19 protein-coding genes are annotated in these 20,305 nt (G+C 40.6%); 7 read left to right on the top strand and 12 right to left on the bottom strand.

The window, feature by feature from the left end; translation table 11 throughout:
- Position 1: 1 nt before the first annotated feature.
- The gene (locus RT138_RS08910) at positions 2 to 1,078 is read left to right on the top strand and encodes a glycosyltransferase family 1 protein (RefSeq protein ID WP_313190387.1); all 1,077 of its coding nucleotides are present in this window, start codon (positions 2 to 4) and stop codon (positions 1,076 to 1,078) included.
- A complete protein-coding gene (locus RT138_RS08905; RefSeq protein WP_313190386.1) occupies positions 1,079 to 2,107 on the top strand; it encodes a hypothetical protein in 1,029 nt (342 codons plus the stop codon).
- Here RT138_RS08905 and RT138_RS08900 read toward each other — a convergent pair.
- From RT138_RS08900 to nuoH, 10 genes are all read right to left on the bottom strand, one after another.
- Positions 2,104 to 3,219, bottom strand: coding sequence for a glycosyltransferase family 1 protein (locus RT138_RS08900; RefSeq protein WP_313190385.1), 1,116 nt, complete (start codon positions 3,217 to 3,219; stop codon positions 2,104 to 2,106). The genes RT138_RS08905 and RT138_RS08900 overlap by 4 nt on opposite strands.
- A 40-nt stretch (positions 3,220 to 3,259) precedes the next feature.
- Entirely contained in the window at positions 3,260 to 4,276 is a 1,017-nt protein-coding gene (locus RT138_RS08895; RefSeq protein ID WP_313190384.1) for a glycosyltransferase family 9 protein, read from the bottom strand.
- A gap of 9 nt (positions 4,277 to 4,285) precedes the next feature.
- Positions 4,286 to 4,891 (bottom strand): DUF4254 domain-containing protein, encoded by a 606-nt coding sequence (locus RT138_RS08890; RefSeq protein WP_313190383.1) that lies wholly within the window; start codon positions 4,889 to 4,891, stop codon positions 4,286 to 4,288.
- 197 nt (positions 4,892 to 5,088) lie between these two features.
- Positions 5,089 to 6,576, bottom strand: coding sequence for an NADH-quinone oxidoreductase subunit N (locus tag RT138_RS08885; protein WP_313190382.1), 1,488 nt, complete (start codon positions 6,574 to 6,576; stop codon positions 5,089 to 5,091).
- Positions 6,577 to 6,587: 11 nt separating this feature from the next.
- A complete protein-coding gene (locus RT138_RS08880; RefSeq protein ID WP_313190381.1) occupies positions 6,588 to 8,192 on the bottom strand; it encodes an NADH-quinone oxidoreductase subunit M in 1,605 nt (534 codons plus the stop codon).
- A 1-nt stretch (position 8,193) separates the two neighbouring features.
- Positions 8,194 to 10,197: an NADH-quinone oxidoreductase subunit L gene (gene nuoL / locus RT138_RS08875; protein WP_313190380.1), complete on the bottom strand. Its 2,004-nt coding sequence runs from the start codon at positions 10,195 to 10,197 to the stop codon at positions 8,194 to 8,196.
- Complete coding sequence (gene nuoK, locus RT138_RS08870) at positions 10,197 to 10,502, bottom strand: NADH-quinone oxidoreductase subunit NuoK (RefSeq protein ID WP_313190379.1); 306 nt, start codon at positions 10,500 to 10,502, stop codon at positions 10,197 to 10,199. The genes nuoL and nuoK overlap by 1 nt, the downstream gene beginning before the upstream one ends.
- Positions 10,499 to 11,041, bottom strand: a complete 543-nt coding sequence (locus RT138_RS08865; RefSeq protein WP_313190378.1) for an NADH-quinone oxidoreductase subunit J — start codon at positions 11,039 to 11,041, stop codon at positions 10,499 to 10,501. The genes nuoK and RT138_RS08865 overlap by 4 nt, the downstream gene beginning before the upstream one ends.
- Complete coding sequence (locus RT138_RS08860) at positions 11,041 to 11,601, bottom strand: 4Fe-4S binding protein (RefSeq protein WP_409529449.1); 561 nt, start codon at positions 11,599 to 11,601, stop codon at positions 11,041 to 11,043. Before RT138_RS08860 ends, RT138_RS08865 begins: the two co-directional genes overlap by 1 nt.
- A 3-nt stretch (positions 11,602 to 11,604) precedes the next feature.
- Positions 11,605 to 12,663 carry an NADH-quinone oxidoreductase subunit NuoH gene (nuoH, locus tag RT138_RS08855; protein WP_409529448.1) on the bottom strand — a complete coding sequence of 353 codons (1,059 nt, stop codon included), beginning with the start codon at positions 12,661 to 12,663 and terminating at the stop codon, positions 11,605 to 11,607.
- Between the two features lie 337 nt (positions 12,664 to 13,000).
- Here nuoH and RT138_RS08850 point away from each other — a divergent pair, with 337 nt between their 5' ends.
- Positions 13,001 to 13,786, top strand: coding sequence for an META domain-containing protein (locus tag RT138_RS08850; RefSeq protein ID WP_313190375.1), 786 nt, complete (start codon positions 13,001 to 13,003; stop codon positions 13,784 to 13,786).
- Positions 13,787 to 13,874: 88 nt separating this feature from the next.
- Here the strand turns inward: RT138_RS08850 and ispG are convergent, their stop codons facing one another.
- Positions 13,875 to 15,875 (bottom strand): (E)-4-hydroxy-3-methylbut-2-enyl-diphosphate synthase, encoded by a 2,001-nt coding sequence (gene ispG / locus RT138_RS08845; RefSeq protein WP_313190374.1) that lies wholly within the window; start codon positions 15,873 to 15,875, stop codon positions 13,875 to 13,877.
- A gap of 28 nt (positions 15,876 to 15,903) precedes the next feature.
- Positions 15,904 to 16,821, bottom strand: coding sequence for a LiaI-LiaF-like domain-containing protein (locus RT138_RS08840; protein WP_313190373.1), 918 nt, complete (start codon positions 16,819 to 16,821; stop codon positions 15,904 to 15,906).
- 210 nt (positions 16,822 to 17,031) lie between these two features.
- Between RT138_RS08840 and RT138_RS08835 the strand changes: the two genes are divergently transcribed.
- From RT138_RS08835 to RT138_RS08820, 4 genes are all read left to right on the top strand, one after another.
- Positions 17,032 to 17,766, top strand: coding sequence for an ABC transporter permease (locus tag RT138_RS08835; protein WP_313190372.1), 735 nt, complete (start codon positions 17,032 to 17,034; stop codon positions 17,764 to 17,766).
- Positions 17,767 to 17,772: 6 nt separating this feature from the next.
- Positions 17,773 to 18,537, top strand: coding sequence for an ABC transporter ATP-binding protein (locus RT138_RS08830; protein WP_185210899.1), 765 nt, complete (start codon positions 17,773 to 17,775; stop codon positions 18,535 to 18,537).
- A 99-nt stretch (positions 18,538 to 18,636) separates the two neighbouring features.
- A complete protein-coding gene (locus RT138_RS08825; RefSeq protein ID WP_313190480.1) occupies positions 18,637 to 19,542 on the top strand; it encodes a class I SAM-dependent methyltransferase in 906 nt (301 codons plus the stop codon).
- Positions 19,543 to 19,900: 358 nt separating this feature from the next.
- Complete coding sequence (locus RT138_RS08820; protein WP_313190371.1) at positions 19,901 to 20,146, top strand: hypothetical protein; 246 nt, start codon at positions 19,901 to 19,903, stop codon at positions 20,144 to 20,146.
- The last annotated feature ends 159 nt before the right edge of the window (positions 20,147 to 20,305 follow it).

The following is a 20,305-nucleotide window of genomic DNA, read 5'->3' as shown; positions in this document are numbered from 1 at the left end:
GATGATGATCCCAGAACAACCTGCAAATGTTTGTTTCGACGTCGAACGTTTAAAATATAGAAACGTTGGACTTTTTCATTTTTGCCTTCAATTGGGAAATGCCTTAATTGATATCGCTGATTCCGACTCTACCCTAAAACTGTATTTTTATGCTCCCCAAAACAGCCAAATCTTGAAGGGAACCCCTAACTACATAAACAGCAAGCCGATCCATAAATATATCCAGTCTTTCAAGGTTGATCTAAATGTTTGGCATGCCAGCAACCAAATGACAGACTATCTACCAAGGAACAATAAGATAGCCAAGGTCCTGACGATCCATGATCTGAATTTTTTACGGGAAAAACCTAAGGATAAGCAAAAGAAATACCTGTCCAAGGTTCAATCCAATGTCGATCAATCGGATGAAATTGTCTGCATTTCAGAATATGTGAAGCAAGAAGTTATGGAGTATATAGATGTGCGGAATAAACCATGTTCCGTGATCTACAATGGCAATAATATTAATCCAGCAGTTAGCCCAACAGCAATCAATTTCCCACTTTTGGACTTGTCGGTTCCCTATTTGTTTTTCGTAGGAGCAATCTTGCCGAAAAAAAACATCGAAAGCTTAGTCTATCTGTTGGTGAAAAATGAATTTAACTTAGTCATAGCAGGAGAGATCTTTGACAAAAACTATCAAAAGAAAGTCCTTGAATTAGGTAAGGAATTGGGCGTGATGGATAGGATTTATTTTATTGGAGCAATAAGTGAGGGAGAAAAAGTTTACCTTTTAAAGAATTGTAGATATTTTTGCTTCCCTTCAAAAACTGAAGGCTTTGGATTGCCTGTCGTGGAGGCGATGAGTTTTGGCAAGGATATCATATTATCAAATTCCACCAGTCTTCCGGAGATTGGAGGAAATGTAGTGCGATATCTTGAATCCTTTGATAAAGATTATTTAATTGAATACGGAAAAGAATTATGTTCTTTCCAGTTTTCAATGGAAATGGAACTTGCAGTAGTGGAAAGAAGTAAAATGTTTAGCTGGGAAAAAGCAGCTGGAGCTTATTGGAAAATTTATAAAGAATTAGCTTAAATGAGTCAAGTAAAGTTTGGAGAAGGAAAAACTATTTTATTGGCAATGCCAGATTGGTTCCTATACCATTCCGTGAAACAGCAATTGGAATTATTTGGGTTTCGCGTCATTGGTATTCCTTTTACTGGGAAATTTAAGTATAAAAACCTTGCTGATAGAACCATTAACTTCTTGAGGAAAGTCTTTTTCAATGACAGGAAATACAAACCCTATTTAAAATATCGTGATACTGGCCAAGGGATTACCAAGGCCGTAGAAGAATTGAACGAGATCGTTGATTACTGCCTGATGTTTCGAGCAGATTATTACCCTTTGGATATCGTTAAGAAGATCAAGGAAAAAAGTAAGGTCTTGGTTGGTTACCAGTGGGATGGATTAGATCGCTTTCCAGGGATAAAAGATTTAATTCCCGAGTTCGACCGATTTTTCGTCTTTGACCCTTCGGACCTGAATTTCCCTTCGGTTCAATCTGCCAGCAATTTTTACCTCAATAGCCATGATCCCCATGTTGAAAAGGATATCGATGTTTATTATTTAGGGAACTATGTGCGGTCTAGGATAAATAAACTGGAAAAATTAAGTGACTATCTAAAAAACATCCATTCTAATTCCGTGATCAAGGTCCATTCTGATAAAGAGAAGATTCAAAAGAAATATGGCGATAGATCCTTTGAATTGACAAAGAATTATGTCTCTTATGAGGAAAACCTAGATTTGGTGAATAGGTCTAGGATTATGGTTGATTTCTTGCACGATGTACACAAAGGCTTGTCCTTTAGGGTTTTCGAAGCAATCGGGAATGATAAAAAACTAATATTAGACAATCCAGAAATAAAAAAATATGAATTCTATAATCCTTCAAACTTTTTCCTCCTGCAGGGGGACAATTATGAAGGCTTGAAAGAATTTATCAATTCTCCATACGAGCCATTACCAGAAGACATCAAACACAAATACTCCTTTGAAAACTGGATCAGATATGTCCTGGATATTGAGCCTTACCAAAAAATCGATCTTCCAAAAAGCTAAACCAATTGCTGATACAGCCCCATGATCTGCTGGGCAATGAATTCATCATTAAACCGCTGTACATATTCTCTACCCTTTACGGCCATGTTGTTTGCTAATTCGGGATCAGAAAGGATCAGTTGTATGCTTTTTCTTATTTCTGCAACATTTTCCGGATCAATATAATTCGAGAAAGGTCCTGCTGCTTCTGGGAACACGCCAGAATTGGTCGTAATAACGGGTGTGCCTGAGTAGAGCGCCTCAATGATTGGAATGCCGAATCCTTCAAATTTGGAAGGATAAATGAAAATATTAGCCATGGCGTATATCGTGGCCAATTCCTCCATACTTAATCCTTTCATAAATACAACTTGCTTCTCCATCCCTTTTGAAGCGATATACTCCTTTATACTCTGGGTGTAAGGGGTTTCTTTCCCAATTATTACCAAGGGAATATCCAATCCTTCAATGGCCTTTACTATTTGAAATGCATTTTTTCTCGGTTCGATGGAACCAACATTCAATACGAAATCTCTTGGGAGGTTATATTTTGATCGAATTCTTTCTTTTTCCTCCTCAGTCTTTTCCGTTTTAAATGCAGGATGGCTCACCTGATAGATCACCGATATTTTATCTTCGGGAACCTGGTAGTATGAAATCAGGTCCTGTTTGGTCTGTTCACTGATGGCTATGATTCGATCGGCATTTTCCACGGCATATTTCGCCTTTTTATCATAAATCCATCTGTCCACAGCTCGGTATAATTCCGGATATCGTAAAAAGATTAGATCATGAATGGTAACGACTGATTTAATTCCTGCCTTTTGCAGTCCAATGGGTATTTCACCGGATAGTCCATGGTAGATTTGAACCTTATCCCGCTTTAGATCAGAAATGATGTTCCAATTTCTCCATACCATGGGAAGCATTTTCGAAATCTTGGAAGTCGGTAATTGAATTTTTCTATCAGTCAATTGGTTGGACGTCAGGTTATCCCCAAGTTTTGGCGTGTATTTAATATAATTATTCTCAGGATAGTGTTTTTCAAGTATCCTGATTAAATCCCTGCTGTAATTACCAAGGCCAGTATAGTTTAGGAAATATCTTTTGGCGTCAAATCCTATTGTCAACATTCAGAATTTCTTTTTCAGGTAATTAATTTCGTGAATTTAATTAAAATAAGTGTTTTTTTATCCTCTCGACAACCATTTCGCTACTTACTAAATCAATTGCCTCTACGCCATCACAAAGACAGGACTTATTGCCATAAACAGAATTCGGTCTATTGGGATGTCCCACCTGAACACAATCTTCCAATGACTGACCATATCCCAAAAATCCGGCATAAGGGTGGGTTGCTCCCCATACTGATACACAAGGAATACCCATAAGGGAGGCCATGTGCATGCCTGAGCTGTCCATGCTTACCATCAGATCGAGATGGGCAATGATATCCAACTCCTGACTTAAATTATATTTTCCTACTACAGAATGCACATTGGGGAATTGCTTTTCCCAGTTCTCCGTAATCTCTTTCTCTTTTGCTCCACCTCCAAAAAGCACAACCTGAACCCCTAAATCCGATAAGGAATGGATTACTTCGGTCATTTTTTCTGTGGGAAGAACTTTATAGGGGTGCTGAGCAAAAGCAGATATACCAACTTTTTTCGCATTTGAGGCCAGAATAGGCATCATACCCGGAGGAATCAGTCGATGTTGCTTTGCCAATTGATGGCTTAAGTGAAGGTTATATCCCAATTTCCTGAAAACATCAGCGTATCGTTCTGTAGTCAGCTTCAAGAGCTTAAAAACCTTGTCTTTGGTTCGTGTTAAAGCTTTCTTTTCCGGCCTCCCTTTATCTAGGATTTGAACCTGATATCCCGCAGTCCGAAAAAGGACGTCCAAAAACCTTGACCTAATATTATTGTGTAGGTCAGCAACCTGCTTCGTCTTGTACTTTTTCAGTTCCTTGAATAGCTTTATTAAACCAGGTAAACCTTTATGTTTTCCCTTGGGGTCGATAGGGTGGAAGATCAAGCGCGGTATTCCATCGAAAAAAGCAGAAAAAAACGGACGTGAAACCATAATGATTTCAGTGTCCGTATGTTGTTCTTGGAATTCCCTTAAAACCGAAGCAACCATGGCGACATCACCCATTGCAGAAAATCTAGTGACCAAGATTCGCTTCATCTCAGGAAATTATTTTTGAGCCCCGTAAAGTACAGGATTTAAGTTCGGGTCGTTGTACATTTTCATTTGCTTGTACACCTTCATGAATTTTTTGCCAGCTTCAATGTCTGCAAGCAATTCATCTATACTCTGGGAAAGGTCCTTGCGTTGCTCCAACAGCACATTTAACTTTTGCTGACAAGCATCTTGGTGTGCCTTAGAAACATCACTACGTAGGGTTTCCTGTTCCATATGGTAGATCTTCAGGGCTAAGATCGATAATCGGTCAATTGCCCATGCCGGACTTTCCGAATTGATCTTCGCATCAGCTAGCGCAACCACATCCGCAAATTTCTGAAGATAATAACTATCGATAAACTCAACGGTATCCGTGCGCTCCTGATTTTGCCTGTCGATTCTTCTCTTCCAATATAGACCTTCACGCGGATCAATATTAGGATTACGGATTACATCCTCCATATGCCATTGCGCCGTATCAATCCAACATTTCAAATACAATAAATGCTCTAAAGTCTCGCGACCATATGGATTCTCGATCGGCTGATCAATCTTATCATAAACATGGTAATCTTCAATTACCTTTTGAAAAATTTTGTTTGCTGCTGAAGATATCATGTACAAATATAGTAGTTAGTATTTAGTAATTAGTATTTAGAACAATATAACGTCCATTAAATAGACTATCATCAAATATCAATTATTTGAGCCGAAAAGCTAATATTATAGGAAAGGAAATTTCCCTTTTGAAAAAAACAGCTTCAGCACTTCAAGACCATAAAGGTCTAAATACTAAATACTTTATACTAAATACTCTACCTCAAGATTAGCCCCGGGAACAACCCAAATACCAACACAAGGATGGTCAAAACAACCCCAATAACCAGCATAACGGAAATGTTGTTGTCTTTAGCGGTGATTTCTTCCTCTTTATTGGTTTTTAGGAAGGAATACAATGGGATTTTGAAGTAATAAAACAGGGAAATTACGGAAGTTAGGGCACCGATAATCAAGAGCCACAAGAAGATGAGGTCGCCCCCAGATTGGTAGATTTCAAAAATACTGGTGAAGACCAATAGTTTTCCAACAAAGCCGGCCGTTGGCGGGATACCGATCAACGATATACCTACTATAGAGAAACAGGTAAATATTAATGGCAGTTTCTTTCCTTGACCAATATAAGCCTGTAAATTGCTGCTGCCCAGCTTCTGTTCCAGGACATCGATGAATGCAAAACTTGCCAAATTCATCAGCACATAGATGAAAATATAGAAGAATAGAATATCCTGTTGGCCATTTACATAGCCGATAATGGCCATCAAAAGGAATCCGGTATGCCCGATGGAGGAATAAGCCATCAATCGTTTCATATCGGTCTGCCTTAAGGCTATCAAGTTACCAAAGAGCATCGTGATGATTGCCACAATGGAAACAAACATAAAGGTCAGTTCGCTAAAATAGAATGGGGTACTGATCCACGCCGCTGCCAATCTGCTCATCAAGACAATGGCTGCAATCTTTGGTACTGTAGACAGAAATGCTGTTACGGGGGTAGGAGCGCCCTCATAAACATCCGGTGCCCATAAATGGAAAGGAACAAAACTCAATTTGAAACCAATCCCTGTAAATACAAAGAGGATGGCAATGCTGCTCATCACCTCAGGCGCAGCAATCAAACCTTGTATATGTCGAGGGCTAGCAAAATTCAGATCCCCTGTAAAGCCATAAATCAAAGAAAGTCCATATAACATCACTGCAGAACATGCCGAACCAAATAGAGCATATTTCATTGCAGCCTCAGATTGTTTCTTGTTTTCCGAGAAATATCCCACCATGATATAGGAACTGATGGATACCATCTCAATGGCAATAAAAGCCATCAACCAATGGGTCGTCATGGAAAACAGGTTCATACCTATCCCTGCTGCCAAAAGGATGTTGTAGATGTCGCCCTTTCTTTTCTTGAATTCCTTTTGTGCAAAATGCTGTTGCAGGAATATGGCAGAGACCAATAAACCTAAAGCAATAAATGCCCGGGCATAAAACGACGTCTTATCAAGGGTCAACATCCCATAGAACCCAAAATTCGCATAATCATATTGGGTTAAAAGAATGGCAAAAGAGGAAACGATCGTTAGGATGCTGATAAAAAAGGAAGAATGCTTCCAGTATTTATCAAATATTAGCGTACAGGCTATACTGAGCAGAAATCCAATGGACATGCTCAGTTCTACTTTGAACAAAGGTATCGATCGAATAATCTGATCTATATGGTCTGAAACCTGCAATGCAAACTCGTTCATCTATCTTACCCCTACAAATAAGCTGTTACCAAATCCAATAAACTCAATACAGAGTTGTTCAATACTCCAAATACTAGGGAAGGCATGACTCCCAAGATTAAAGCCAATGCCAAGGTTGGGAATAGAATGATCTGCTCCCTGCTGTTTAGATCTTTCAATTCCGCTGCCCATTCTTCACCGCCCTTCAAACGGGTCTGTCCGAAAAACATGCGCTGCAAGGTCCATAAGAAATAGGCTGCACTCATGAGGATACCTAAGGACCCAAATATCGCCATCCAACGTGGAATACCTGTTTGCATGCTTTCCGCGTTGAATGTTCCAATGATCACAAAAGCTTCTCCTATAAAGGCGGAAAACCCTGGAAGACCTAATGAGGCAAAGAAAGCAATGGCAACATAAGCCGTATATTTTGGCATGATGCTCGCCAATCCCCTAAAATTATAGATATATCGATCGTGAACCCGGTCATATAGAACGCCGACCAAAAAGAATAAGGCTGCTGACAAGAAACCGTGGCTCAACATCTGGAAAATCGCCCCTGAAATACCTTCTGCTGTCAAGGAGGAAATACCCAACAGGACAAAACCCATGTGCGAAACTGAAGAATATGCAATCAATCGCTTTAGATCGGTCTGTGCCAAAGCGTTCAGTGCACCATAAATAATGGATACCACAGCTATCAATCCTAACCACCAATTCGCATCGGCCATCGCATCAGGGAAGATTCCCATACAGATACGGATGATCCCATAGCCACCAATCTTTAATAAGATACCCGCTAGAATAATGGAGACAGGGGTGGGGGCTTCTACGTGCGCATCAGGCAACCAGGTATGTAATGGAACAATTGGAATCTTGATCGCAAAAGCAATGAAAAGAACGATAAACCCGATCATTCTGGCCGGAATACCTAATATCTCGTTGGCATTTCCTAAAAAGTCAAAGAATGAGCCTGGAATATAATTCTCCGGATTCATCATATACAACATATTGAAAGTATGGGCTCCGGTTTGCGGATTTTGAACGGAAAAATAAAGTCCAACAATCACCAAAAGCATAAACACCGACCCAAATAGGGTGTATATAAAGAATTTAATCGCTGCATATTCCCTTCGCGCTCCTCCCCAAATACCGATTAAAAAGTATAAGGGTAGCAACATGACTTCATAAAATACATAGAACAGGAAGAAATCCAAAGCACAGAATATGCCCATTACTGCTGTATTCAATAACATTAACAGCGCAAAATAACCCTTTTTACTCTTTTCCATATTCCAAGAGGCACCTACCGCCATTAACATGACAAATGCACTCAATAGCAATAATGGCAAGGAGAAGCCATCGACTCCAAGAAAATAATCGATCTCTAATTTACCTATGGAGCCTAGGTCTAACCTGATCCAAGGAAGCTGCTCCACATACTGATAGGAAGCAACATCATTAAATGCGCCTGTCGAACCTTGAAAGTTAGCATATAAGTATCCTGCCAATCCAAATTGGATCAATGTAACCACTAGGGATAGATATTTGTAGCTCTGTCCCATCCGGTTTGGTAGTAACAGAATGCCTACAACAGCAATCAAAGGCAGAAATATAAGTAAGGATAATGCACCCATCTTATTTTATTATCAAATAAATTATTCCAATTAATAATACCGTAAAGGCAAAACCCAAATAGTTTTGAAGCCTCCCGTTTTGCACCCATCTCAATAAATGGCCAATATAATAGGTCGTTCCTCCAATGCTATTCACCAGACCATCGACCAGATATTTGTCTATCCAGGCACTGAAATTTGCCAATCCTCTTGTGACTGTGCCTAAGCTATTGACCAAACCATCCACAATATGCTTGTCAAATAAATATAACCCATTGCCAAGACGCAAGGTGCTGTTTACAAAAAGCTTTTGGTAAACCTCATTGAGATAGCCTTGGTTTAAGGAAAACGCAATCCAAGGATTGCCTGCTTGCAATGGATATTTATTCTTTACATACCAATTCCAACCTATTGCCCAAGAAATTGCAGACCCAAGGGTCAGGACAATGGGTAATATCAGATGCAAAGAATGTATTTCAGTAAATGGATATTGCACATTAAACCCGCCTAAAATAAAGGAATGGTGATAGGCGAGCGGATTCCATGAAAAAACCACAAACAAGGAGCAGATCCCTAAAAAGATCATCGGTCCGAGCATGCTATTGCTGGCTTCATGAATGTGGGTATGCTCAAGTTTGATCCTGAATTCGCCAAAGAAGACCTTAAAGATCAATCTTCCAATATAAAAAGCCGTTAAGATACTGACCAAGGTCAAGGTTATGGGTATCAATAAATATAAAGCACCATGATGGATTGCCCATTCATAGCTGGAGATCAATATGGCATCCTTAGATAAAAATCCAGATGTCAATGGGAAGCCTGCCAATGCCAAAGAGGCTATGCTCATCAGGATAAATGTTTTCGGCATCCATTTCCTCAATCCCCCCATATTATTTATGTCCTGAGGGTCTATATCAAGATTATTCTTTTCTTTTAGATGCGCCATTTCATGGATTACCGCTCCGGCGGCAAGGAATAGTAAACATTTGAAAAATGCATGCGTTGCCAAATGGAACATGGCCGCATCCCAAGCCCCAACCCCTACAGCAACCACCATAAAACCTAATTGTGAAATCGTGGAGAATGCCAAAATCCTCTTGATATCTCGCTGGCCTAGGGCAAAGATAGCGGCAATAAATGCCGTAATAGAGCCAATAATCGCTATAAACAGTAAGGCCGTTTCATTGAATAAAGGGAAAACGGTACAGATCAGGAATACCCCAGCAGCCACCATGGTCGCAGCATGGATCAAGGATGATACCGCAGTTGGTCCTTCCATGGCATCTGGTAGCCATACATGCAAAGGGAATTGTGCAGATTTTGCCATTGCTCCTACAAAGAAACAGATTCCTGTAAAGGTCATCCAGCCTTCCGAAGCCTGTGCCGTTTCGTAGAATAGCCCTTCTTTTCCAAAAAGCTCTACCAAGTTCAGGCTTCCATACATACTGTAAACGGATGCTATCCCTAATAAAAAGCCCAAATCCCCAATCCGGTTGATGATAAATGCCTTTTTGTTGGCTTGAACTGCGGACTCCTTGGTAAACCAAAATCCGATCAACAGATAGGACGCAAATCCAACCAGCTCCCAGAAGATATACATCATAAACAGGTTGTTGGAAATGCTAAGTCCTAACATTGCAAAGCAGAAAAGACTTAGGTACATCCAATAACGATGGATTCCCGGATCACCTTTCATATAGGCTCTCGAATAGATATGAACAGGTAATGCAATCACACAAACGATCAATTGCATCAAAACACTGAGGTTATTTAGCAATACCCCAATTTGGAATGTGTTCCTTCCGATGGTAAACCAAGCGTAATTAGCGGATATAGGGTCGCTTTTCCAGACTTCAGAAAACACGAACAATAAGCTCAAAAGGGTACTTAATATGATGGCGACCAAAGAGATGTTGCCTGATTGGTCTCTTTTGCCAAGCATTGCTTGGATCAAGAATGCAACAAAGGGCAGAAGTACAACCAGTATACTTCCTAAGACAGGTGATATGTTCAGTAAATCGCCCATCAGTCCCTTAAATCAGTTATGTTATCAGGGTTAATACTTTTATAATTCCTATACAGGTTTAAGATAATGGCTAGTCCAACAGCCACCGCTGCTGCAGCCAATACAATGGCAAAGAGCGCAAAGATCTGTCCGCCATAGTTCACCTTGTCGTATCGGCCAAATGCCACCAGATTTAGGATGGCGGCGTTTATGATAAATTCAATCCCCACGAGGATCATGATGGCATTTCTCTTTGCGACAATAGCATATAGGCCTATGCAGAAAAGGCAGGCAGATACGACCAAAAAATGGGTTAATGTAATCATTTCGTATCCTCCTTTCTGGAAAGGTGTGCTGCACCGATCAAGGCGGCCAATAAGAATATGGAAATGACCTCAAAAGGTAAAAGATATTGGGTCATAAATCTTAATCCCAATTGATTGATATTATTGTCGGTGGATTTGATAACATTCCCACTTCTAATGTTTTCGGTTATCCATTTTGGTGTATTTTCTTGCCATTCTATGATCCCATAGATCATTACAGCAAGAAATCCAAGGCTTAAGAGCAAGGTTTGCCAGTTCGGAAGGGAAAGGAATTTACTGGAGGTATTCTGTAAATCAGCCAATAGCTCTTTATTGGAAAGCATAAAGGCAAAGATCATCAGGATCAGTACCCCACCTACATAGACCATGATTTGGGTAATGGCTACAAAGTCCGCCAATGCGAAAATGAATAATCCCGCCATCCCGAATAGCACGACAAAGAACAGGAACAATGCCCTTGCAGTATTTTTTAAACTGACTACCAACAAGGCTGAACCAATGGTCAATGCGGCAAAAGCATAAAATATGGCTAACTCCATTATTTATTCTTTGCTGCCTCCTTCTCAGCTTGAAACTTCGTCCATTCCTCTTTACGCTTCTTGATTTCATCATCCGTCATGTCCGCAAAGGAATAAGTCAAATCTGCAAGATTGGTCGTTACTCGATCGTAATTATCGGTCATGGTAATACATTCCGTCGGGCAGACTACCGTACAGAGTCCACAGTACATGCACTTTGCCATGTCAATATCAAACTCGGCAGCATAAAGTCTCTTTACAGATCCATCTGAGGTTTTCCCTATGGCTTCTGGCGATTTAATGGCTTCAATCGTAATGCAATCTACTGGGCATGCTTTTGCGCAAAGATCGCAGACGATACAATCATCAATTACTACGTCCAACTGGTACCTGGCCACTTCTGGAATAGGCATTTTTACCTTTGGATATTGAACAGTCGTTACTCCGGACTGCTCTTCAAAGTAATTATCTTGTTTGATATCTAGGGAACGACGTGATTTGCGGGCACTGAACAGGTGTCTCACCGTTAGGGTAAGTCCTTTGATTGCTGTTGTCAGCCCTTGTATGGTCGTTTTTAAGATCAATTATAGCATGATTAATATTCTCCAAAGCCCTGATATGGCCATGCATACAAAAGCTAGGGGAATAAGGATTTTCCAACATAAAGTCATCAACTGGTCAGCACGGAAACGAGGTAAGGTCCAACGGATCCAAATCTGAACAGCCACAATAAATAGCGATTTGGCTAATGTCCAAAACACACCCCAAATTGGGCCTGTAGTCCAATCAGCCAACCTGGCTGCTCCAATATTCGGTAGTGGACTGTTCCAGCCTCCCAAGAATATCACAACACCTAACATGGCTACCAAAAACATCATGGCGTATTCCGCCAAAAATAAAAAAGCAAACCTGATCCCACCGTATTCGGTATGGAATCCACCAATCAACTCACTCTCCGCTTCTGGAATATCAAATGGCGCCCGGTTACATTCTGCCAACGATGCGATAAAGAATATGGCATAACTGACTAAGAGATGGGGAGCCTGAAAAATATTCCAGGACAGGATCCCACCTATATCATTCACCTTCCAAAATCCAAGAAAATAAAGGTCTTGATCTGCCCAGACTCCTTGATTAAGTGCGATTTCATTTAAATTTAAGGTCTGCGTAATCATCACCGCAGAGATTAAGGAAAGACCAACCGGTAATTCGTAAGAAATCATCTGCGCAATCGCTCGGATAGAACCTAATAAGGAGTATTTGTTATTAGATCCCCAACCAGCCATCAAGATACCAATGGCATCAATGGATACGACAGCCATAATAAAGAATAAACCTGTATGGGTATTGGAAGGTAATAGGTCAGGTCCCCAGGGAATTACACTATAACCAATGAAAACCGCAACAAAAATAATGATCGGTGCTACAGCAAACAAAATCTTGTCAGAGGCACTCGGGGAGATAAATTCCTTTTGAAGTAATTTTAAGATATCTGCAATGGTCTGTAATAAACCAAATTTACCCGTTTCCATCGGACCTAATCGATCCTGAACAAATCCTGCAATCTTACGCTCCGCATAAACTGCAAAAAGCGTAAATAAAGCAATAAACAAAAATATTGCAACAGGTGTTAGGATATTCAAGATTAAGCTGTCCAATCTTCTTTTTAGATTAATTCTTAATTAGCTACAAACATAAGGAAATAGGAGCAAATAAGCCATAACTAAAATCATTTAGAACAGCGATTTGCCTTATTTTCTAAGCTATTTTTTAAAGTTTTGACAATATTAAAAATCTTGCATGGTATTTGCCTTATGCTTTTAGAATTTGTTGTGGTACTAAATCTGATTCTCCAATCTATCCATTTTATAAAATGGCCAAAAAACAGAATATGATATGGAAAACAGGTAATTTTAAAAAATATTTTAAACCTTTTGGCAAATTTTACGTATTAATATTAGAGTTTAAACAATGATATCTATGAAAAAATCAATTTTTAGTGTGTTAGCGGTAGTAACAATTTTATTTTCAAGTTGTGCTGGTGCTAAGAAAACGACTGAAAACCAATCCCCAGACTTTGCTGAAATCACTGGCAACAAATGGCGTTTGATCGAATTAAATGGAAAAGAAGTGCCTGAAAAACTGAATGGCAAAGAGCCTTTCTTAGTTTTTATGGCCGAAGAGTCTCGTTATTCTGCTTCAGGTGGCTGTAATACTATGTCTGGCGAATATGTTTTTGCTGGAACCAATAGGATATCTTTCAAACCTGGTATTTCTACCATGATGGCATGTGAAGATATGGAAACAGATAAATTGTTGGCTGAAGTTTTCAAAACCACCAATAACTATACATTAGCAGATGGTATCTTATCCTTAAATGTAGGCCGCAGAATGCCATTAGCAAAATTTGCTAAGGTAGATGCAGAGAATAGCTTGGTAGGTACTTGGGAATTGGATTATATCGCTAATTCTTCAAAACCATTCAATGAATTGTATCCGGATAAAAAACCGACCCTTGTTTTTGATTCTTCATCAAACAAAGTGTCTGGAAATGCTGGCTGTAACACATTCAACAGTTCTGTAACAATTAATGGAAAGAACATTAAGTTCGGTCCGATGGCGACCACTAGAATGGCTTGTCCAGGCGAAGGGGAACCTCTGTTCCTTCAATCTATTGAAAAGGTAAATGTTCAAAGTGTCAATGGAGACCAACTTACTTTAATCGTTGGTGATATTGCAACCATGAGGTTCAAGAAAATCAAATAAGATCATACAATTATCTAGATAAAAAGGGAGATGTTTATAGCAAACATCTCCCTTTTATATTTTTATTCAAATTCTTATTCGTTCAGGATTATCCCTCTTCCACCCATAGGCCATCTGACTTGATAATGTCTATCAATTCATCCAGGGCTTTTGCAGAAGACACATTACGTTTTACAACTTCTTTCCCACGATACAGGGTAATCTTATCTGGTCCTGCACCTACATAACCATAATCAGCATCGGCCATTTCACCCGGACCATTTACAATACAACCCATGATACCGATTTTCAAACCTTTTAAATGGTTTGTTCTACTGCGGATCATTTGGGTAGTTTCTTGAAGGTCAAATAGGGTTCTTCCGCAGCTAGGGCAGGAGATATATTCCGTTTTGGATATTCTTGAGCGTGTAGCCTGAAGGATACCAAATGAGATGGAGGCTATTTTATCTGTTGCGGTAGCTTCTGAGTCTAACCAAATCCCAGAACCTAAACCATCTATCAATAAAGCGCCAAAATCAGTTGCCGAATAGAGTTGGATTTTTGAAATTGGCTCTTCCGGATTCATGATGTCTCCAATGGGACCCGAAAATTCAGCAGCAGCATAGCTTCTTTTGATGATAACTGGACAGTCAATACCGATTTCCTGCAGATTTGCAAAGAATTGCCTTTGGTCTGCCATCCCATGCAGGTGATCCGTTTCCAGGATAAAGACAATTGTCTTGTCCATCTGTAGATTGGCAAACGCATCTGTTTCCAAAAGATCGTTGCTGACATAGATTAAATTCATGGCAGGATCTTTCAATTCCGCTTGGTTGAATTCCTCTAAAGTATAAATGGGATGAATATTCGTTTTATTCTTAAGCTCTTTCCAAGTTTGGTAATTGTATAATTGCTTTAGGTTTCCAGGCATCGTAAAGGATGGTAAGGAATCACCAAAAAATACAAAATCGACTGACTGATCGCCCATGTGGTATTTATCCAACAAAGCATCATACTTATAGCCAACATCAGATAGGATAAATGGATCTTTTAGGTTCTTTTGAGAAAGATCCACGACAATCCTAGGAACTAATGATCCGCCAATAAAAGCATTGATTTCCTGAGAAATATAGGGCTTGGTTTCTTGCACAGGAGCGATTTGAATGATCTCTCGCTCTTGAGTTTCAGCAAGGTCCTTTACGCGTTTACTGTACCGATTTACTAGGGCAATGGCTACTGGAGCTTCCTTTTCAGGTTCCTCTGTCAAGGATACACGGACGGTATCTCCCAAGCCATCTTCCAATAAAGTCCCGATGCCTACTGCCGATTTGATCCGACCATCTTCTCCGTCACCTGCTTCAGTCACACCTAAATGCAAGGGATAGTTCATGTTTTCGGCAACCATCTTTTCAACCAATAAACGGTAGGCCTGAACCATCACCATAGGGTTGGAAGATTTCATCGAAACACAAAGGTTATAGTAGTTTAAATCCTCACAGATTCGGATGAATTCCAGCGCTGACTCTACCATTCCTTCCGGAGTATCGCCATATCGGCTCATGATGCGGTCAGAAAGTGAGCCATGGTTGGTGCCGATTCGCATGGCAGTACCATATTCCTTACAGATCTTTACTAAAGGGGAGAATTTTTTATGGATTCGATCTAATTCTGCCTGATAGGCAGCGTCGGTATAATCGATTTGGTCAAACTTCTTTTTGTCAGCGTAATTTCCTGGGTTAACCCTTACTTTTTCTACGATCCTTGCCGCTACTTCAGCAGCATTGGGCGTAAAATGGATATCAGCAACCAAGGGAACATTATACCCTCTGGCCCGTAATTCCTTCTTGATGTTTGCTAGGTTTTCTGCCTCTTTGATACTCGGTGCAGTAATACGAACATACTCACAACCCGCATCTACCATCTTAATGGTCTGTTCTACTGAACCCATCGTGTCCATCGTATCGACCGTAGTCATACTTTGTATCCGAATTGGGTTATTGCCCCCCATTGGGATATCGCCAATCTGCACCTCTCGGGTATAGAATCTTGAATAGGCTGTTTTGCTGTTGCAATAACCGCCGGCTAGCGTTGTCAAAGGCTTACTTTCCATATCAAGGCAAAGTTAGCTAATTTCGGGTTTAATAGCGTAAGATAGATAATGAATTTGCAGCACCCGCAATCTTGATGTCGTACTTGTTGGATTCTTGATCATAGTTTTTGCTCTTGCGAACATCATCCATAACCACATCCACATCCTCATATTTGTTGTTTGAGAATAAAGCATCCGTTTCAACACGACAGGCAGCTCCTTTCGGAAGGTACAAGATCACTTTGGATGCAGCGGTATTGATCTCAATATCAGAAGTACCAGATGCTGGTTTTGGTAAGTATAAGTTCAGTGAACTCGCACCAGAATTTACTTCCAATTTGCCAAGTTTCATTTGTTTGAAATTTCCTGTGATTGCAGCTGCACCTACATTGAATTCCAAATCCCATACAGGTTTACTGCTAAGGCCGACCTCAATCAAGCTATTGTTGTACTTGTTGTTCTTCATTTTGCTGGTCAACTCCATTTTCATCTCTTTATCGCCCTTGGTCTGCAAGTTCAATGAGGCAGTTGGTTGTGCCGTCTTCGCACTGAGGACTAAACTCGAGTCTGTTCCCGGAGCGAAATTATACTTTGCTGCACCGCCATTGATGGTCAGTTTAGCGGATTCTGTTTCTGAACCGATAGGATGGGAGACAACTTGGGTAAATGGTCCCTTCACATCATCGCCTGTGGATACATCTATATTGCCGATATGGTCATACATGCTTTCCTTACTGGTTACCCCCTTGAAGAAAATAAAACCACATAATAGGATGTTGGTTGCAATAACGATGTATTTTCCATAAGTCCTTCCCTGCAATAGCAAACTGACCCCAATAGACACAAGGATCAATGGCCATAAACTGATTATGGAGAAGAAATTAAAATCTATTACTTTCAAGTTGTGTAGCAAGAATACCAATCCTGCGAATACCAACCATATACCTGTTGCAATTTTATTGTTCATTGTTTCTTAGCTTTGTTGACCAAAACTACTACGATATTACAAATATAATAACGGAAAATAGGCTTGACGCTTCATTTTTTCGGTAAATCAATTAGTTTTGTCGGTGAAAAGATTCATCGAGAATTTGTATCTTGAACTTATCCAAAACATTTTTGCCGAGGATTCGTTAGAATTAGTGATTTAAAACAAAATATATAATAAAACCAACGTATGATATTTTATTATTTTGGTGAATATCTCTTGTTACTGAAGAAGGTTTTTCGAAAACCTGAGAAAATGAAGATTTACCTAAAGGAGGTCTTCCATGAAATGACAGAGATAGGAGTGGGGTCGTTGGGCTTAATTGTGATCATTTCTACCTTTATTGGTGCGGTTATGACCATGCAGATTGCATTCCAGTTGGTTTCTGACCTGATTCCAACCTCTGTAATCGGACAGATCAACCGTGACTCCAATATCCTGGAACTTGGACCTACCATTTCTGCCCTCGTGTTGATGGGTAAAGTAGGATCTTCCATCTCTTCCCAAATTGGTTCTATGCGTGTGACCGAACAGATTGATGCCCTGGAGATCATGGGTATCAATGCCGCGGGCTATCTGATCCTCCCTAAGATTATTGCCGGAGTGATCATGGTACCGGTTCTGGTCATTGTCGCTATCGCTTGTGCCTTGGTTGGCGGTCTTCTAGGTGGTGCCCTTTCTGGTGCTGTAACGCCCGATGATTATATCGAAGGTATCCGCGGGGGATTCAATGGGTTTACCATGGTTGTCGCGATGGTGAAGGCTACGGTGTTTGGGTTTATTATCACCTCTGTGCCTGCTTATAAAGGTTTTTATGTGCGTGGTGGTGCTCTGGAAGTTGGACAGGCTGGAACAAGGGCAGTAGTGATTGGTTGTATTTCCATCTTGGCATGTGACTATTTGATCACTGCATTAATGTTGTAATTCTCTATGATTGAAATAACAAATATTCATAAGTCTTTTGGGGATAATGTGGTATTGGATGGAATCGATGCCATCTTCGAACCTGGAAAAGTCAGCCAGATTATCGGTGGCTCTGGATCAGGAAAGAGTACCCTGTTAAAATGTATTGTCGGATTGCACCAACCTAATCAAGGGAAGGTATTCTTTGACAAACAGGAATTTACCAAAATGGATTTCGAAGAAAAAGTTCCAATCCGTAAGGAAATTGGAATGCTTTTTCAGAATTCCGCCCTATTTGACTCCATGACCGTGGAACAGAATATCGTCTTCACTTTGGATATGTTTACCGAAATGAGCAAATCTGAAAAGATTGACAAGGCCAACTTCTGCCTGGAACGTGTAAACCTTGCCGGAAAAAATGGCCTATATCCATCAGAACTTTCCGGCGGTATGAAAAAAAGGGTCGGTATTGCCCGTGCAATCAGTATGAACCCCAAATATCTTTTCTGTGATGAACCCAATTCCGGACTCGATCCTGCCACATCCATCCTAATCGATGAATTGGTACAGGACCTGACCGAAGAATATCAATGTACTACCGTCGTGGTGACACATGATATGAACTCGGTAATGGGGATTGGAGATTACATCCTGTTCCTCTATAAAGGGAAGAAATATTGGGAAGGTTCCAACCAGGATATGTTGAAATCTGACAACAAGGAATTGAATGACTTTGTGTTCGCCAGCCCTTTGATGAAAGCAGCTCGAAATACTTTGAAAAAGGAACAGTAATTCTTTTCCTTCGATTTTTCTATCTTTGCAGAAAAAAACTGCATAAAACAATGCCAACGGCATGTTTTATGATGGCTTTTATGGTCCTTTAAATATTGCATCTTGAACAACGATACCCAAATTCAACTCCTTACGCCGCAACACTGGAAAGATTATGAACTGATCGACTGTGGTGATTTTGAAAAACTTGAACGTTTTGGCGAACTGATCCTTATCCGTCCTGAGCCGCAGGCAGTATGGCCTAAAGCACTAGGCGATGCAGAATGGAACAAACGTTATCATATCAAATTCAAAGGCCGTTCGGCAACCTCTGGAGACTGGATGAAAAAGAACCCGAAGACTCCAGACCGTTGGCATATACAATATAAAAATGAAGATGTAGCCATTAAGTTCAGACTTGGTCTTACCTCATTTAAGCACGTCGGGATATTCCCTGAGCAAGCTGTCAATTGGGATTATATCTCCGATTCCGTGAAATCCTTCAAGACTCCTAATCCCAAGGTATTAAACCTTTTTGCTTATACAGGTGGAGCATCGTTAATCGCCAAAGCTGCCGGTGCTGATACCACTCACGTGGATTCCATTAAGCAAGTCGTGACCTGGGCCAATGAGAACCAGGAGCTTTCTGGAATCAGCGATATCCGTTGGGTTGTTGAAGACGCTTTGAAATTCGTGAAACGCGAACTGAAACGCGGGAATACCTATAATGGAATTATCCTTGATCCACCAGCCTATGGACACGGTCCTAAAGGTGAGAAATGGAAATTGGAAGACCATATCATGGAAATGATGCGCGATGTCGTTCAACTATTGGACCCTAAAGAGCACTTCCTGATCCTCAATACATACTCCCTAGGTTTCTCTTCCGTTATCGTCGAAAACCTTATCAAAACCTCCTTCCCGAAGGTCGAAAACCTAGAGATTGGAGAGCTATACCTACAAGCAACTGCAGGTCCAAAATTACCTTTAGGTGTTTTTGGGAAGTTCAGGAAAATAGCTGATTAGACATAAGACATAAGAGGGGTATTTGAACCAGGATGGAATGGATGGGAGGATGGGCCAATATCGTGGGAAGAACCTGGATTTGGCTCGGCTCCGCTCGCCAACCAGGGATTCGAGGATAGACCAAGATTTTGACTCCTGTAAATATTTAAAATTCGCCGGGGCGTATCGCATACGCCCGCCCATACAAACATTTAATAATACCATCTGATAAAAGGAATCCCTCCAATTTCAAATTCACATAATCATAACTTTCCTCATCCCAACCCCTTCCAAGGGTTCCCAATCTATACATACAACAATCCTTCCGCAGGAAGTCCTTTAGCAACCGGCTCATTTCCTTGGCGGAAAAATGGATGGAATGCCGTTGACTTGCGCGATGGGATTGGCTTTGAAAGATATTACCGACAGCAAGGCATTCTATCCATGTGTGGTAGTCCGTGCGAAAAGCCACTTTAATTGGGCCGAAGCCTTTACGGATTCGAGTTGTTTTTTGGTATCGGTGGGCACCTTCGTCGGTTTGGAACTTTTGGGCTTCAAAAGTAACGAAGAATCTAAATTTTGTTTTTTCGCTAATTCCAAGCAACCTTACCATGTGTTCCATTGAATCCAAGTAGGCAACGGTATTCAATACGCCTACCCCGTTTGATGTCGTTCAGACGAAATATCAATCTTGGTCCATCCTCGAATCCCTGGTTGGCGAGCGGAGCCGAGCCAAATCCTGGTTCTTCCCAAATCTTGGTCCATCCTCCCATCCCTTAATCCT

Origin of the sequence: Sphingobacterium sp. (assembly GCF_032065005.1) — a bacterium.
Lineage (GTDB): Bacteria > Bacteroidota > Bacteroidia > Sphingobacteriales > Sphingobacteriaceae > Sphingobacterium.
Note: the sequence above shows the minus strand (reverse complement) of the source record. Positions and strands in the feature narration are given on the sequence as shown.

What these genes read in the sequence shown, in the direction of transcription:
- RT138_RS08910 (WP_313190387.1), top strand. Translation starts at nt 2, where the DNA reads ATGATGATCCCAGAACAACCTGCAAATGTTTGTTTCGACGTCGAACGT.
- RT138_RS08905 (WP_313190386.1), top strand. Translation starts at nt 1,079, where the DNA reads ATGAGTCAAGTAAAGTTTGGAGAAGGAAAAACTATTTTATTGGCAATG.
- RT138_RS08900 (WP_313190385.1), bottom strand. Translation starts at nt 3,219, where the DNA reads ATGTTGACAATAGGATTTGACGCCAAAAGATATTTCCTAAACTATACT.
- RT138_RS08895 (WP_313190384.1), bottom strand. Translation starts at nt 4,276, where the DNA reads ATGAAGCGAATCTTGGTCACTAGATTTTCTGCAATGGGTGATGTCGCC.
- RT138_RS08890 (WP_313190383.1), bottom strand. Translation starts at nt 4,891, where the DNA reads ATGATATCTTCAGCAGCAAACAAAATTTTTCAAAAGGTAATTGAAGAT.
- RT138_RS08885 (WP_313190382.1), bottom strand. Translation starts at nt 6,576, where the DNA reads ATGAACGAGTTTGCATTGCAGGTTTCAGACCATATAGATCAGATTATT.
- RT138_RS08880 (WP_313190381.1), bottom strand. Translation starts at nt 8,192, where the DNA reads ATGGGTGCATTATCCTTACTTATATTTCTGCCTTTGATTGCTGTTGTA.
- nuoL (WP_313190380.1), bottom strand. Translation starts at nt 10,197, where the DNA reads ATGGGCGATTTACTGAACATATCACCTGTCTTAGGAAGTATACTGGTT.
- nuoK (WP_313190379.1), bottom strand. Translation starts at nt 10,502, where the DNA reads ATGATTACATTAACCCATTTTTTGGTCGTATCTGCCTGCCTTTTCTGC.
- RT138_RS08865 (WP_313190378.1), bottom strand. Translation starts at nt 11,041, where the DNA reads ATGGAGTTAGCCATATTTTATGCTTTTGCCGCATTGACCATTGGTTCA.
- RT138_RS08850 (WP_313190375.1), top strand. Translation starts at nt 13,001, where the DNA reads ATGAAAAAATCAATTTTTAGTGTGTTAGCGGTAGTAACAATTTTATTT.
- ispG (WP_313190374.1), bottom strand. Translation starts at nt 15,875, where the DNA reads ATGGAAAGTAAGCCTTTGACAACGCTAGCCGGCGGTTATTGCAACAGC.
- RT138_RS08840 (WP_313190373.1), bottom strand. Translation starts at nt 16,821, where the DNA reads ATGAACAATAAAATTGCAACAGGTATATGGTTGGTATTCGCAGGATTG.
- RT138_RS08835 (WP_313190372.1), top strand. Translation starts at nt 17,032, where the DNA reads ATGATATTTTATTATTTTGGTGAATATCTCTTGTTACTGAAGAAGGTT.
- RT138_RS08830 (WP_185210899.1), top strand. Translation starts at nt 17,773, where the DNA reads ATGATTGAAATAACAAATATTCATAAGTCTTTTGGGGATAATGTGGTA.
- RT138_RS08820 (WP_313190371.1), top strand. Translation starts at nt 19,901, where the DNA reads ATGCCGTTGACTTGCGCGATGGGATTGGCTTTGAAAGATATTACCGAC.